Below are 14,695 nucleotides of genomic sequence, written 5' to 3' on the forward strand. Positions count from 1 at the left end.
TCCAAGTTGGCGAAATCATATCGCCCTTAAGAGGTGTCCGGGATTATTAGGCCAGTTCAAGCTCGCTCCCACAGGGTTCTTCAGTGTTTTCCAGTCTGCGTTTTTTCAGGACAATCCATGAACAGCCTCCCCATCATCGACATCACCCCGCTCTACAGCGACGATCCATCCGCCTGGCCAGCGGTGGCCGAACAAATCGACCTCGCCTGCCGCGAGTGGGGTTTCTTCTACATCAAGGGCCATCCGATCAGCACTGCGCGAATCGACGAACTGCTCGACAGCGCCAAACGCTTCTTCGGCCAACCTACCGCCGAAAAGCTCAAGATCGACATCACCCAGACCCGTCACCATCGCGGTTACGGCGCCATTGCCACCGAGCAATTGGACCCGAGCAAACCCAGCGACCTCAAAGAAACCTTCGACATGGGCCTGCACCTGCCGGCCGAGCACCCTGACGTACTGGCGGAAAAACCCTTGCGCGGCCCCAATCGCCATCCGTCCATACCCGGCTGGGAAACGTTGATGGAACAGCACTACGTCGACATGCAAGCCCTCGCGCAAACGCTGTTGCGGGCAATGACCATCGCGCTGGGGATTGAGCGTGATTTCTTCGACGCGCGCTTCAATGAGCCGGTCAGCGTGCTGCGGATGATCCATTACCCGCCGCGCCACACCGCCAGTTCCGAAGAGCAACAAGGTGCCGGCGCGCACACCGACTACGGCTGCATCACCCTGCTCTATCAGGACGCCGCCGGTGGCTTGCAAGTACGCAACGTCAAAGGCGAATGGATCGACGCACCGCCGATCGAAGGTACGTTCGTGGTCAACCTCGGCGACATGATGGCGCGCTGGAGCAACGACCGTTACCTGTCGACGCCGCACCGGGTGATCAGCCCCCAGGGCGTGGATCGTTATTCGATGCCGTTCTTCGCCGAGCCGCACCCGGATACCCGCATCGAATGCCTGCCCGGATGTCAGGACACATTGCATCCGGCGAAATACCCGGCCACCACCTGCGCCGAGTTCCTGCTCTCGCGCTTCGCCGATACCTACGCTTATCGACGGGAACCGGAAGCTGTGTGATCAACCGCCTGGTCAGGTTTTACCAATTGTTGCGGCAACCCTCTGTAGAATGGCGACCATTGCACCTGATGAGAAAAGAATTATGTACGACTGGCTGAACGCCCTGCCCAAGGCAGAATTGCACCTGCACCTGGAAGGCTCGCTGGAGCCGGAGCTGTTGTTCGCCCTGGCCGAGCGCAACAAGATTGCCTTGCCATGGAACGACGTCGAAACCTTGCGCAAGGCGTATGCCTTCAACAACCTGCAGGAGTTCCTCGATCTGTATTACCGGGGTGCCGATGTGCTGCGCACATCCCAGGACTTCTATGACCTGACCTGGGCGTACCTGCTGCGCTGCAAAGAGCAGAACGTGATTCACACCGAACCGTTCTTCGACCCGCAGACCCACACCGACCGTGGCATCCCGTTCGAAGTGGTGCTCAACGGCATCGCCGCCGCGCTCAAGGATGGTGAACAGCAACTGGGCATCACCAGTGGTTTGATCCTGAGCTTCCTGCGCCATCTGAGCGAAGACGAAGCCCAGAAAACCCTCGATCAGGCGCTACCGTTCCGCGATGCGTTCGTCGCCGTGGGCCTGGACAGCTCCGAGATGGGCCACCCGCCGAGCAAGTTCCAGCGCGTGTTCGACCGTGCCCGCCACGAAGGCTTCCTGACCGTCGCCCACGCCGGTGAAGAAGGCCCGCCCGAGTACATCTGGGAAGCCATCGACCTGCTGAAAATTCAGCGCATCGACCATGGCGTGCGCGCCATCGAAGACGAGCGCCTGATGCAGCGAATCATCGACGAGCAGATCCCGCTGACCGTGTGCCCGTTGTCGAACACCAAGCTTTGCGTGTTCGATCACATGTCGCAGCACAACATTCTCGACATGCTCGAACGCGGCGTGAAAGTGACCGTGAACTCCGATGACCCGGCGTATTTCGGCGGTTATGTCACCGAGAACTTCCATGCGTTGCACACCCATCTGGGCATGACCCAGGATCAGGCCAAGCGCCTGGCGCAGAACAGTCTCGATGCGCGGTTGGTAAAACCCTAAAGGCAAACGCAAACCTTGCAGGAGCTGGCTTGCCAGTGATAAGGCCATCACCTCCAGTATTGATGCTGGATGAGAGGCCGCCATCGCCGGCAAGCCGGCTCCTACAACGCCATTTCCAGTTCGGACTCACTGGCAAAGCGATGAATTTCCCGTTGCCCGGAGGCCGTCACCTGCAAGGTTCGGGAATCGTTGGGCAGGCTCAACCACCCCGACTGCATGAACAGCTGCAACAATGCCGCGCCCAGCGAGCCGCCCATGTGCGGGCGCCTTTCGCTCCAGTCGGGGCAGGCGCAGGCAACCCTGCCGTTGTGATGGGCCAGCGCCTGGATGAACACTCCCCGTGCCGCCAACTCTGTCGCGCCCTTGAGCGTGACCGTGACCCGCTGATCAAAGTGTTCGATCCAGCCCGCCTCCAGCAGCCGCTGATACAGATCGGCGGACAGGGTGCCCCCCAAATGATCGTCGCACAGTCGGGCACTCAACAATGGCGACCGCACCACCCGGGGTTTGACCAGAGGTGCATTGCGCTTGAATACGGCCGGAATATCCTGGGGTGCGCTGGCGAAGGTCGCGCTGGCCAGTGCTTCGATTGCCGCTCCGACCTCGGGAGCGGCCAGGCGGAAGAAGCGTTTGCGGCCGCGGTTTTCAACCTTCAGCAGACCTCCGGCGGACAAACGGCCCAAGTGTGCACTGGCCGACGACGATGACAGGCCGGCCAGCAATGCCAACTCTTCGGTTGCTCGCGCCGAACCATCCATCAAGGCCCACATCATTGCGCTGCGCTTTGGGTCAGCCAGCAACGTGGCGATCTGGCTGATGCAAGGTGCATGTTCCATGTATTCACTCCCTGTTGAATCGTTTCGTCTACTGCCCAGAGAAATCTTGACCAGTAATGTGTCGTCGGCCAATCCGTGGAAACTGCCATAAGCCCGGCAACGCCTTGCTCAACCATTTGCGCTGCCCGGCCGATGCTGCGAAGGTCAGAAGGATGACCGTGCAGCCGGGCCGACTCGAACGTGGACCCACCATTGGGGATCGACGCTACTTACATGATGAGGGCGCTAGTATATGCGGGTTGGTCGGCGGATCCTTTCCTCCACCCGGCGTAGGTGGTGATCGTTCCTGAGGGAAATTTCTCTTTTTTCGTGCGACTAATGATCGATTCCCGAAAAGCCTGGAAATTGACTGCTCAAAAGGGCGCATCGTCTGGCAAGCATTTCACGCAACAGGTTCACCGGCTTACTCAATTGTGCGCGATGGGCGCACAACAGATTCAACGGTGCGCGCTCACACAGCAGCTCCGGCATAAGCACCTTCAAGCGGCCGGCCAGTACATCGGCGGCCACATCGAGCCAGGATTTGTAAGCGATCCCGGCACCTGCCACCGCCCATAGGCGCACGACATCGGCATCGTCGCTGAAACGATCGCCGCTGACGGTCAGGCTGACTTCGCGTTTGCCGTCGTGAAAACTCCAGTGATCGTGGACCCGGCTACCGAGCATGTACAACAGGCAATTGTGCTGTGCCAGTTGCTCCAGCTGCCGCGGCTCGCCATGCCGGGCCAGATAGCCGGGAGCGGCGCACAAAACCCGTCGGTTCTGCGGGGCGATGGGCAGCGCCACCAGGCTGGAGTCCTCCGGTTCACCGTAGCGCAGGGCAATGTCTACCGGTTGGCGAAACAGGTCGGCGATGCGGTCCCCCAGCAGCAGGCGTACGGTGAGTTTCGGATGCTCGCGTTGAAACTCGTCGAGCCAGGGCAGCAGCAGGTTGCGGCCAAAGTCCGATGGCGCCGACAGTTGCAGCACCCCGCTGACCTGGTCCTGACCACTGGCCAGCAATCGCCGGCCCTCGTCGAGATTGCTCAGGGCCGCACGGGCGTATTCAAGAAAGCCCTCGCCTTCGGCGGTCAGGCGCAGGCTGCGGGTAGAACGGGCCAGTAAACGGGCGCCGAGTTGCTGTTCGATGCGCTTGAGCGCCGCACTGGCCACCGCCGCCGACATGTCCATGCCCCGCGCGGCGGCGGACAGGCTGCCCAGGTCCGCCGCCCGGACAAACAACTGCAAGTCATCGAAACGCAGCATCAAGAACACCGATTATCAAAAAAAAATTGAAAGAGACTGCTCTTTTAGCCGGTTTTATCTTCAGGAGAAATAGCCAATCATCTGCCCCATCGAATCCCTTCTTTATTAGTGTTCAGGAGCCGCCCATGAAAGCCATTGCCTACTACGCCTCGTTGCCGATCAGCGACAACAAGGCTCTGCAAGACATAGAGCTGCCAGAGCCGGTTGCCGGCCCCCGCGACTTGCTCGTGGAAGTCAAAGCCATCTCGGTCAACCCGGTGGACACCAAGGTGCGCCAGAACGTCCAGCCCGAAGGCGGCGCGGCCAAAGTGCTGGGTTGGGACGTGGCCGGTGTGGTCAAGGCCGTGGGCAGTGAGGTGACGCTGTTCTCGGTCGGCGACCAGGTGTTTTACGCTGGCTCCATCGCGCGGGCGGGCGGCAACAGCGAGTTGCATGTTGTGGACGAGCGCATCGTCGGCCACATGCCCAAGACCCTCGGATTCGCCGAAGCCGCTGCCCTGCCGCTTACCGCGATCACGGCCTGGGAACTGTTGTTCGAGCGCCTGCAAGTGCGCGAAGGCAAAACCGATGAAGGCCAGAGCCTGTTGATCGTCGGCGCGGCAGGTGGCGTGGGCTCGATTCTTACGCAGCTCGCTCACCAACTGACGGCCCTGAAAGTCATCGGCACCGCTTCGCGTGCGCAAACCCAAAGCTGGGTGAAGGAGTTGGGCGCTGACCTGGTGATCGACCATGGCCAGCCACTGAGCGAAGCACTCAAGCGTGCCGGTGTGGACCAGGTTACCCACGTCGCCAGCCTGACCCAGACCGACCAGCATCTGGACCAATTGGTGGAGGCATTGGCGCCCCAAGGCAAACTGGCGCTGATCGATGACCCCAAGTCGCTGGACGTGACCAAGCTCAAGCGCAAGAGCCTGTCACTGCACTGGGAGTTCATGTACACCCGTTCGCTGTTTGAAACCGCGGACATGATCGAACAGCACAACCTGCTCAATCGCGTCGCCTGGCTGATCGATGCCGGGACACTGAAAACCACGATGGGCGAACACTTCGGTACGATCAACGCGGCCAATCTGCGCCGTGCCCATGCCCTACTGGAAAGCGGCAAAGCCAAGGGCAAGATTGTATTGGAAGGGTTCTGAAGCGCTGAAAAAACCGCCACTGATTTCATCGCTTTCTGCTGTTTTCCGTCTGCGACCGGGACGCTCCGGTCGCGGACAACCTCTGTGGGCGCCCTCGAAAAGTCGTGTTTTTTTTAGTTACAAACCGTCAGTCAGACAGTTGATCCTTGTCACAATGGTGACCGTGTACGGGTCTACAATCGAATCTCCTGCGAGGCATTCTTTTGCGTAACGTCTTTTACGAGAGGTGATCAGCTGTGAAGATCCTGATAAAAGAACTGGCAAAATCCCAGTGGCAAGTCCGTCTTGACCAACATGCTGTGACGTTTCGCAGCGAAGCAGAAGCTCGCGCTTTCACGCGTACCCTTGAAGCCCGCATCCAGGCCCCTCACCCGATTCCCGTCCTCCTCACGCAGCGCGCAGCCGGCTGACTCCGGCCTCAAACCCGGGCTTGCGCCAGCGCCCGGGCATTTTGCAAACGCCGGGTGAGCACCGCCGCGCTCACCACCAGAATTCCACACAGGCTGATGACCATGGCCATCGGCACGGCGCTGCCGTCGTGCAACACGCCCACCAGCGCAGAGGCGCCGGCAGCCACGCTGAATTGCAGGCAACCGAGCAGCGCCGACGCGCTGCCGGCCCGTGCGCCCTGCCCGCTCATCGCACAAGCCGCCGCGTTGGGGCTGATGCAACCGAGGCTGGCGATACAGATGAACAATGGAATCAGCAGCGGCCACAATTGTGCCGTGTGCAGAGAGCTGACAGCGAGCAGGGTCAAACCGGCCGCCAGATAAACCCACACCGCGCGCGCCAGCAAAAACATCGGGCCACGTTTGGCCAGTAACCGCGCGTTGACCTGCGCCACCAGAATGAAGCCCGCCGCATTGATGCCGAACAGCCAGCCGAAATGCTCGGCCGCAACGCCGTAGAGCTTGATGAAGATGAAGGGCGAACCGGCGATGTAGGCAAACATCCCGGCGATGGCGATGCCCCCGGTCAAGGCATGGCCAAGAAATATGGGATCGGCCAGCAACCGACCGTACTGACGCAGCGCACCCGACAGCGGTTGACGCGGTATGTGGGCCGGCAAGCTTTCCGGCAAGCCCGTCGCAACCGCCAGGCCCGCCAGCGCACTGAAACCGGTCAAGGCCAGGAAAATCGACTGCCAGCCTGTCGTGTTGACCAACAACCCACCCAGCAATGGCGCAAGGATGGGAGCAAGTCCCATCACCAGCATCAGCTGCGAAAAGACTTTCGCCGACCCCACCGCATCACACTTGTCGCTGACCACCGCCCGGGAAATCACCATCCCCGCGCAACCGCCCAACGCCTGGATGAAACGCGCGCCGATCAGCCATTCCAGGTTCGGCGCATAGGCGCACGCCACGGAAGCCGCGGTGAACAAACCGACACCGATGAGCAACGGAATGCGTCGCCCGAAACGATCCGCCACTGGACCATAGGCCAACTGACCGATGGACAAGCCGAGGAAGTAGGCCGCCAACGTCATCTGGACGTGATTTTCGTCCGTGCCGAAAGCCAGGGCCATGGCCGGGAAGGCCGGCAGGTAGAAATCGATCGCCAGCGGACCGAAAGCGCTCAAGGCGCCGAGAATCAGAATGGTACGGAAGTTCATCAGGCATCCAGTGGGGCAGAAGTCGGCAGCCCGACAGTCTAGCCGCGCACGGACGCCTTGAACATTCCGGTAGCTCGCTAACTATCAAATTCAGGCCAGTTTGACGCCGTAACCCTCTTCGCTGATCGCCTCGATCACCTGCTCGGCGGTCAGCGCACTTTCGACACCGACCTCCCTGGCAGCCAGATCGACCCGCACACTGGCTGCCGGGTCTTTGGCCTGGAGCGCCTGGGTGATGGCCTTGACACAGTGACCACAAGACATGCCTTCGACGTTGAACACTTGCATGGGATGACTCCTTTTTCCGAGGGTTGAACCCAGTTTCGAGCTTGCCACCATGGCAAGATCAAGTTCTGAAGTGATCTGCCGGGCTGGCAATCGGCGCGACGCTCGGCCAAGCTGCGTCCATCAATGACTCGAACTCAGGAGATTCAGCCATGCGCTGGTCAGTTTTCAGCCTGTTTGGCTTTCTCAGCCTTTTCGCCGCCGTGCCTTCGGCCAATGCTGCCAGTCAGGATTATGGCGTGCTGATCATTTCCCGCGAGCGCCTGGAAGTCGCGACCAGTTGCGAAATCGGCGTGTACATCCAGGATCAACTGGCGGCGCGGCTGTTTCAGGAACAGAGCACCTCGTTCAACCTGCCGCCGGGCATCGTCTCGCTACGCCTGAAACTGCTGCCGGGCCAGATGCCGGGTTGCAATCCGGGCATGCTCGCGCCGGGTTCGCAGGATATCCAGCTCAAGGCTGGCGATGTGCTCAAATACCGGATCGCGATGACGCAGGAAGGGATGTACCTCAAGCGCGCCGGTCTCGGCTACTGACATCTATACCCCCTGTGGGAGCGAGCTTGCTCGCGATTAGGCCGTTACATTCAACAACTCTGTTGACTGGTACTCCGCCTTCGCGAGCAAGCTCGCTCCCACAGGGGATCAGCGGCACGTTTAAGATTGGCACTTGACCTTGCCAGCATGGCAAGGTTGATCCTGTGGTCATCTACTACAGGGAGTGCGACCGATGTCCGAATCCACCACGTTCGACCTGCCGATTGCCGGCATGACCTGCGCCAGTTGCGCCGGGCGGGTCGAGCGCGCCTTGAGCAAAGTCATTGGCGCCAGTGCCGTCAGCGTCAACCTCGCCACTGAGCAGGCGCGGGTCCAGGCACCCGGCGACAGCTTGCCGGCCTTGATAGATGCCGTGGCCAAGGCCGGCTACAGCGTGCCGCAACAGAGCCTGGAATTGAGCATCGACGGCATGACCTGCGCGTCCTGCATCGGTCGCGTCGAGCGTGCGCTGGGCAAGGTGGCCGGAGTGAAAAGCGTCAGCGTCAACCTGGCCAACGAACGCGCCCACCTTGAACTGCTTGGCCAGATCGATCCGCAGACCTTGATCACCGCTGTGACAAAGGCAGGCTACAGCGCCAGCGTCTGGGAAGCCGAACACCCGCCAACCGACAATCAGCAACAGCGCCTGCACCGCGAACGCCTGGCCTTGATCATCGCCATTGCCCTCGCCTTGCCGCTGGTATTGCCGATGTTGCTACAGCCATTCGGCGTGCACTGGATGCTCCCGGCCTGGGCGCAATTCGCCTTGGCCACGCCGGTGCAATTCATCTTCGGCGCACGGTTTTACGTCGCCGCCTGGAAAGCCGTGCGCGCCGGGGCCGGCAACATGGATTTGCTGGTCGCCCTGGGCACCAGCGCCGGGTATGGCTTGAGCCTGTACGAATGGGCTACCGCCGCCGGGCGCATGCCACATCTGTATTTCGAAGCCTCGGCGGTGGTGATCGCCCTGGTGCTGCTGGGCAAGTACCTGGAAAGCCGCGCCAAGCGCCAGACTGCCAGCGCCATTCGAGCCCTCGAAGCCTTGCGCCCGGAACGGGCGATTCGGGTGACCGATGGTCACGAGCAAGACGTCGCCATCAGCGCCCTGCGCCTCAATGACCTGGTGATGGTCAAACCCGGCGAACGCTTCCCGGTGGATGGCGAAGTGGTTGAAGGCCAGAGCCACGCCGACGAAGCCCTGATCAGCGGCGAAAGCCTGCCGGTGCCCAAGCAGCCCGGCGACAAAGTCACCGGCGGCGCGATCAACGGTGAAGGCCGGTTGCTGGTGCGTACCCAGGCCCTCGGTGCGGAAACCGTGCTGGCGCGGATCATCCGTCTGGTGGAAGACGCCCAGGCCGCAAAAGCGCCGATCCAGAAACTGGTGGATAAAGTCAGCCAGGTGTTCGTGCCCACCGTACTGCTGATTGCCCTGGCAACCCTGATCGGCTGGTGGCTGTATGGCGCGTCGATGGAAACCGCGCTGATCAACGCAGTGGCAGTGCTGGTGATCGCCTGCCCATGCGCCTTGGGCCTGGCCACACCGACGGCGATCATGGCCGGCACCGGCGTGGCGGCGCGCTACGGAATTCTGATCAAGGACGCCGAAGCACTGGAGCGAGCCCATGAGGTCAGCGCGGTGGTGTTCGACAAGACCGGCACCCTGACCTCCGGCGCCCCGCGCATTGCTCATCTGAGTGCCATCGACGGTAATGAGGCGAGCCTGCTGCAATTGGCCGGCGCCCTGCAACGCGGCAGTGAGCATCCGTTGGCCAAGGCTGTTCTGGATGCCTGTGCCGAGCGTGGACTGAAGGTGGCCGATGTCAGCGACAGCCAGTCCCTGACTGGTCGCGGCATCGCCGGCAACCTCGAAGGGCGTCGCCTGGCGCTGGGCAATCGGCGTCTGCTGGAAGACAGCGGCTTGAGTGCCGGGCCGTTGGCCGACTCGGCGATCGCGTGGGAAAAAGAAGGCCGGACCTTGTCCTGGCTGATCGAACAATCCCCCGAACCCCACGTGCTGGGCCTGTTCGCCTTTGGTGACACCCTCAAGCCCGGCGCGCTGCAAGCGGTGCAACAACTGAGCGCACGAAACATCAGCAGCCATCTGCTGACCGGCGACAATCGTGGCAGCGCCAACGTGGTGGCCCAGGCCTTGGGCATCCACGATGTGCATGCCGAAGTGCTGCCGGCGGACAAGGCCGCCACGGTCGCCGCACTGAAACAGACCGGGGTGGTGGCGATGGTCGGTGACGGCATCAACGACGCCCCGGCACTGGCCGCCGCCGACATCGGCATCGCCATGGGTGGCGGCACCGACGTCGCCATGCACGCGGCCGGCATCACCCTGATGCGCGGCGATCCACGACTGGTGCCGGCCGCATTGGAGATCAGCCGCAAGACCTACGCCAAGATTCGGCAGAACCTGTTCTGGGCCTTCGTCTATAACCTGATCGGCATTCCGCTGGCCGTGTTTGGCGTGCTCAACCCGGTGTTGGCCGGTGCGGCCATGGCGTTGTCGAGCGTCAGCGTGGTGAGCAATGCGCTACTGTTGAAAACCTGGAAACCCAAGGACCTGGAGGACAACCGATGAACATCGGCCAAGCGGCCCGCCACAGCGGCCTGAGCGCAAAGATGATCCGTTATTACGAATCCATCGGCCTGCTCAAGGCAGCCCATCGCACCGACAGCGGCTACCGGGTATACGGCGAAGACGACCTGCACACGCTGGCGTTCATCAAACGCTCGCGGGACCTGGGGTTTTCCCTGGAAGAAGTCGGCAAGTTGCTGACCCTCTGGCAAGACCGCCAACGCGCCAGCGCCGATGTGAAAGCGTTGGCCCGCCAGCACATCGATGAGTTGAACCAGAAGATCCGTGAGCTCGGCCAGTTGCGCGACACCTTGCAGGACCTGGTTGAGCACTGTCAGGGCGATCATCGGCCGGATTGCCCGATTCTCAAGAATCTGGAATCGGGCTGCTGCACCAGCCCGACTCATGCCTGATCCCTGTGGGAGCGAGCCTGCTCGCGAAAGCGGTCTGCCTGCCACATTGATGCTGGATGTGCCGACGTCTTCGCGAGCAAGCTCGCTCCCACAGGGTTTCAGTGTCGGTCACATAATTCGGGCTTGGCACAAAATCTGTGGGAGCGGGCTTGCCCGCGAAGGCGGACTGTCAGGCGACATAATTATTGAATCTGCACACAAAAAACCCGGCCGAAGCCGGGTTTTTCTTTAACCGATCACTGCATCCACGGTGGAGGCGGTTCTTCGGTCTTGCCCGGCGGCGCATCGTCCGCCGCGCGTACGGCTTGCCTGCGCTCCTCATCCAGGCGCGCGGCCTCGATCTCGCGCATGATTCCGCCCACGTCGGCCAGCTCTTCCGTGTCGGCGAACTCGCCGGTCAGGACACTGGCCGGGTGCAAGGTGCCAGCCTCGTACAAGGCCCACATTTCCTTGGCGTATTTGGTCTTCTTCAACTCCGGCGCAAACCGCCCGAAATAGGACGCCATGTTGCCCACGTCCCGCTCCAGCATGCTGAACGCGTGGTTGTTGCCAGCCGCATCCACCGCTTGCGGCAGGTCGATAATCACCGGGCCGGTCGGCGTCAGCAGCACGTTGAACTCCGACAGGTCGCCGTGCACCAGACCGGTACACAACATCAGCACGATCTGCGAAATCAGGAACGCGTGATACTCGCGCGCCTGGTCCGGTTCCAGCACCACATCGTTCAGACGCGGCGCCGCATCACCGTACTCGTCGGCCACCAGCTCCATGAGCAGCACGCCTTCGAGGAAGTCGAACGGCTTGGGCACCCGCACACCGGCACTGGCCAGACGGAACAGCGCCGCCACTTCGGCGTTCTGCCAGGCGTCCTCGGTTTCCTTGCGGCCAAACTTGGAGCCCTTGGCCATCGCACGGGCCTGACGGCTGTTGCGCACCTTGCGGCCTTCCTGGTACTCGGCCGCCTGACGGAAACTGCGTTTATTCGCCTCCTTGTAAACCTTCGCGCAACGCAACTCGTTGCCGCAGCGCACCACATAAACAGCTGCTTCTTTACCACTCATGAGTGGGCGCAGCACCTCGTCGACCAGACCGTCCTCGATCAGGGGTTCAATGCGTTTTGGAGTCTTCATCAGCTTTTATTGTGGGTCCTTTATTACCAAACACGCGAAAGTCATTCGTTATACGGCAATCCACTCACGGGGGGGAGGGGTTGCCGACTTATGAACATTGCAGATGCACACAATGTACCGTTCTCATCAGGTAAAACCGACGACCGCCATGGTCGTTCCAGATCATAGCCGAGCCTGCCTCACTTGTTGTGCAGAGGCATTGAGGGCAATTGCGACAGAAGCTGACACCACAGTTCATGCCTTCCGTAGGATTTTTCCCAACAGACCTCAATTTCCTCCGACAACAGCCGAAGTCCTAAGTGACAAAGTGATTTGTCCGACAATCGCTCCCCCAATAATAGCGATGCCGCACTCAAGGACCCGGGTTGACCAAGAACGTTTACGGCTGCCAATAAACCGCGAGTCATCTGCACTGCGTGGGCCTACAAGAAAATCTGGAGCGCGGATGAACATCAAACAGAAGTTGACCTGGGCGTTTGCAATCATCGCCTGCCTGCCCGTGGTGCTGGTCGCCACCCTCGTTGTGCTGAACCTGCGCAGTGATGCCAGGGACGAATTCGTCGACGGCAGTGCCCGCGAGATTCGTCAGGTCAGCAATGCCATGCAATTGTTCTTTGACGGCATCAGCCAGAACGTCGATTACCTGGCCAAGCAGCCGCTGATCCGAAACTCCGACGACAGCCTCAAGACTTACATGGCCGCCAACGCCGAAAGCGTCCCTCAGGGGGAGGCTGACAAAAAAGTCTTCGCCCTGCTCCAGGATCTGGGCAACAGCCACCCGGCCTACGCCTATGCCATCCTCGGCACGGCGGCGGGCGGCTATGTGTCGTGGCCGGATGATCCCAAGCTGAATAACTACGACCCGCGCCAGCGCCCCTGGTACAAGGCCGCCCAAGCCAAACCGGGCAAGCCGTTTCGCACCGAGGCCTACTACTGGGCCCAGGATGACGCGACCTATGTCAGCACCGTGCGCACCATCGACAACAAGCTGGGCACCAACGGCGGCGTGGTCAGCATCGACGTGACGCTCAAGCAGCTCACCGAAATCGTCAAACAGATCAAGCTCGGTGAAACCGGCTACCTGATGCTGCTGGAAAACACCGGCATGGTCCTGGTGGACCCGAAACAACCGGATCACAACTTCAAACCACTGAACAGCCTTGGCGACGGCTACGCGCAATTGGCCAAGGCCGGCAAGGGCCTGGTGGAAGTGGAGCTGAACGGCGAGCACTACATGGCCAACGTCTGGCCGTCCGAACAACTGGGCTGGACCTTCATCGGCCTGATCAAACAGGACGACGTGATGAGCTCCGCGACCCAGTTGACCTGGTTGATCGCCATCATCGCCGCCGTCCTGGCCGTCATCTTCGCCATCGTCGGCGCCAGTTTTGCCAGCCTCATCGTGCGCCCGATCCGCAGCGTGGCCAGCGGCCTGGAAGGTATCGCCCAGGGCGAAGGCGACCTGACCCAGAACCTGCAAATCCGTGGCAACGATGAAACCGCGCAACTGGCCAACTGGTTCAACCAGTTCCTGACGGCGATTCGCAACCTGATCCAGAACATCGGCGGCGCGGCGGGCAAAATCCTCGCCACGTCCAAGAGTTCGACTCAGGTCTCCAGCGACATGGCCGAAGCCGCCGGACGCCAGCGTGAAGCGGTGGACATGGTCTCCACGGCGTTCCACGAAATGGTCGCCACCGCCAACGAAGTCGCGCGCTCTTGCAGCCAGGCGGCGGAGTCTGCCGACAGTGGCCAGCGCCAGGCGCGCGAAGGTCAGCAACAGATCGATGCGGCGGTGAACAGCGTGGATCGCCTGAGCCAGGAAATCGAACAGTCGGCCCAGTCGATGCAACAGCTCGAACGCGACAGCAACGACATCCAGTCGATCCTGGGGACCATCCGCTCGATCGCTGAACAGACCAACCTGCTGGCGCTGAACGCCGCGATCGAAGCGGCCCGGGCCGGTGAACAGGGACGCGGCTTTGCCGTGGTGGCTGACGAAGTGCGGGCTCTCGCCAAGCGCACGGCCGACTCCACGGCGGAAATCGACGGACTGCTGGGTAACCTGGCCAAACGCACCAGCCAGGTGACCCAACAGATGCACGCCAGCCTGGAAGTGTCCCAGCAATCGGTGACGCGCATCGGCGAGGCACGCAACAGCTTCGGGCAGATCCGCGAATCGGTGGACGTGATCCGCGACATGAACACCCAGATCGCCACGGCGGCGGAACAACAGCATCAGGTGGCTGAAGACATCAACCGGCACATCAGCCAGATCCATGGCGATGCGCAGTTGGTGGCGGAACTGGCCAACTCGGCCCGCCTGGACTCCCAGAGCCTGGCCGGGTTGTCCAATGAACTGGACGGGTTGGTGCGCAGGTTCCGTACCTGATCAACCGGCACACCCCATTACCCTGCGGGAGCGAGCTTGCTCGCGAAAGCGGTATGGCAGTCAACATTGATGTTGAAGCTGATGGCCCCATCGCGAGCAAGGTTTCAGTGTCGCTCACATAATCTGAGCCAGGCACAAAACCTGTGGGAGCGGGCTTGCTCGCGAAAGCGGTATGGCAGTCAACATGGATATTGAAGCTGATGGCCCCATCGCGAGCAAGCTCGCTCCCACAAGGTTTCGGTGTCGCTCACATAATCTGAGCCAGGCACAAAACCTGTGGGAGCGGGCTTGCTCGCGAAAGCGGTATGGCAGTCAACATTGATGTTGAAGCTGATGGCCCCATCGCGAGCAAGCTCGCTCCCACAAGGTTTCAGTGTCGCTCACATAATCTGAGCCAGGCA

Annotated in this window: 12 protein-coding genes and 1 pseudogene; 8 read left to right on the forward strand and 5 right to left on the reverse strand. The window is 61.2% G+C overall.

What is annotated here, in order from left to right; genetic code table 11:
* The first annotated feature begins 117 nt into the window (after positions 1-117).
* Complete coding sequence (locus AC1RDQ_RS10280) at positions 118-1,083, forward strand: isopenicillin N synthase family dioxygenase (RefSeq protein WP_492587160.1); 966 nt, start codon at positions 118-120, stop codon at positions 1,081-1,083.
* An 82-nt stretch (positions 1,084-1,165) separates the two neighbouring features.
* On the forward strand, positions 1,166-2,119 hold the full coding sequence (locus tag AC1RDQ_RS10285; protein WP_007996475.1) for an adenosine deaminase: 954 nt from the start codon (positions 1,166-1,168) through the stop codon (positions 2,117-2,119).
* 101 nt (positions 2,120-2,220) lie between these two features.
* On the opposite strand, the gene AC1RDQ_RS10290 is transcribed toward AC1RDQ_RS10285, so the two are convergent.
* Complete coding sequence (locus AC1RDQ_RS10290) at positions 2,221-2,955, reverse strand: helix-turn-helix domain-containing protein (RefSeq protein ID WP_090452955.1); 735 nt, start codon at positions 2,953-2,955, stop codon at positions 2,221-2,223.
* Positions 2,956-3,270: 315 nt separating this feature from the next.
* Positions 3,271-4,200, reverse strand: a complete 930-nt coding sequence (gene vimR / locus AC1RDQ_RS10295; protein ID WP_340317724.1) for a transcription regulator VimR — start codon at positions 4,198-4,200, stop codon at positions 3,271-3,273.
* Positions 4,201-4,325: 125 nt separating this feature from the next.
* Between vimR and AC1RDQ_RS10300 the strand changes: the two genes are divergently transcribed.
* Entirely contained in the window at positions 4,326-5,339 is a 1,014-nt protein-coding gene (locus AC1RDQ_RS10300) for a zinc-binding alcohol dehydrogenase family protein (protein ID WP_057712133.1), read from the forward strand.
* A gap of 418 nt (positions 5,340-5,757) precedes the next feature.
* On the opposite strand, the gene AC1RDQ_RS10305 is transcribed toward AC1RDQ_RS10300, so the two are convergent.
* Together AC1RDQ_RS10305 and AC1RDQ_RS10310 are read right to left on the reverse strand one after the other, a co-directional pair.
* The gene (locus AC1RDQ_RS10305; protein ID WP_340317727.1) at positions 5,758-6,954 is read right to left on the reverse strand and encodes a multidrug effflux MFS transporter; all 1,197 of its coding nucleotides are present in this window, start codon (positions 6,952-6,954) and stop codon (positions 5,758-5,760) included.
* A gap of 90 nt (positions 6,955-7,044) precedes the next feature.
* Positions 7,045-7,242, reverse strand: coding sequence for a heavy-metal-associated domain-containing protein (locus AC1RDQ_RS10310; protein WP_057712135.1), 198 nt, complete (start codon positions 7,240-7,242; stop codon positions 7,045-7,047).
* A 149-nt stretch (positions 7,243-7,391) separates the two neighbouring features.
* On the opposite strand from AC1RDQ_RS10310, the gene AC1RDQ_RS10315 reads away from it, so the two are divergent.
* The 3 genes from AC1RDQ_RS10315 to cueR all read left to right on the forward strand — a co-directional run bounded on the left by AC1RDQ_RS10315 (position 7,392) and on the right by cueR (position 10,772).
* A complete protein-coding gene (locus AC1RDQ_RS10315) occupies positions 7,392-7,775 on the forward strand; it encodes a hypothetical protein (RefSeq protein WP_057712136.1) in 384 nt (127 codons plus the stop codon).
* A 193-nt stretch (positions 7,776-7,968) separates the two neighbouring features.
* Positions 7,969-10,362 carry a heavy metal translocating P-type ATPase gene (locus tag AC1RDQ_RS10320; protein WP_492587162.1) on the forward strand — a complete coding sequence of 798 codons (2,394 nt, stop codon included), beginning with the start codon at positions 7,969-7,971 and terminating at the stop codon, positions 10,360-10,362.
* Positions 10,359-10,772, forward strand: coding sequence for a Cu(I)-responsive transcriptional regulator (cueR, locus tag AC1RDQ_RS10325; RefSeq protein WP_154861069.1), 414 nt, complete (start codon positions 10,359-10,361; stop codon positions 10,770-10,772). Before AC1RDQ_RS10320 ends, cueR begins: the two co-directional genes overlap by 4 nt.
* Positions 10,773-11,008: 236 nt before the next feature.
* Here the strand turns inward: cueR and AC1RDQ_RS10330 are convergent, their stop codons facing one another.
* Entirely contained in the window at positions 11,009-11,902 is an 894-nt protein-coding gene (locus AC1RDQ_RS10330) for a PA4780 family RIO1-like protein kinase (RefSeq protein WP_090452950.1), read from the reverse strand.
* Between the two features lie 445 nt (positions 11,903-12,347).
* On the opposite strand from AC1RDQ_RS10330, the pseudogene AC1RDQ_RS10335 reads away from it, so the two are divergent.
* Together AC1RDQ_RS10335 and AC1RDQ_RS10340 are read left to right on the forward strand one after the other, a co-directional pair.
* Positions 12,348-13,436, forward strand: a pseudogene (locus AC1RDQ_RS10335) (cache domain-containing protein); the annotation flags it as partial.
* Positions 13,437-13,565: 129 nt separating this feature from the next.
* A complete protein-coding gene (locus AC1RDQ_RS10340) occupies positions 13,566-14,294 on the forward strand; it encodes a methyl-accepting chemotaxis protein (RefSeq protein WP_371317838.1) in 729 nt (242 codons plus the stop codon).
* Positions 14,295-14,695: the final 401 nt, after the last annotated feature.

Source organism: Pseudomonas sp. GW823-FHT02E01 (genome assembly GCF_058797535.1).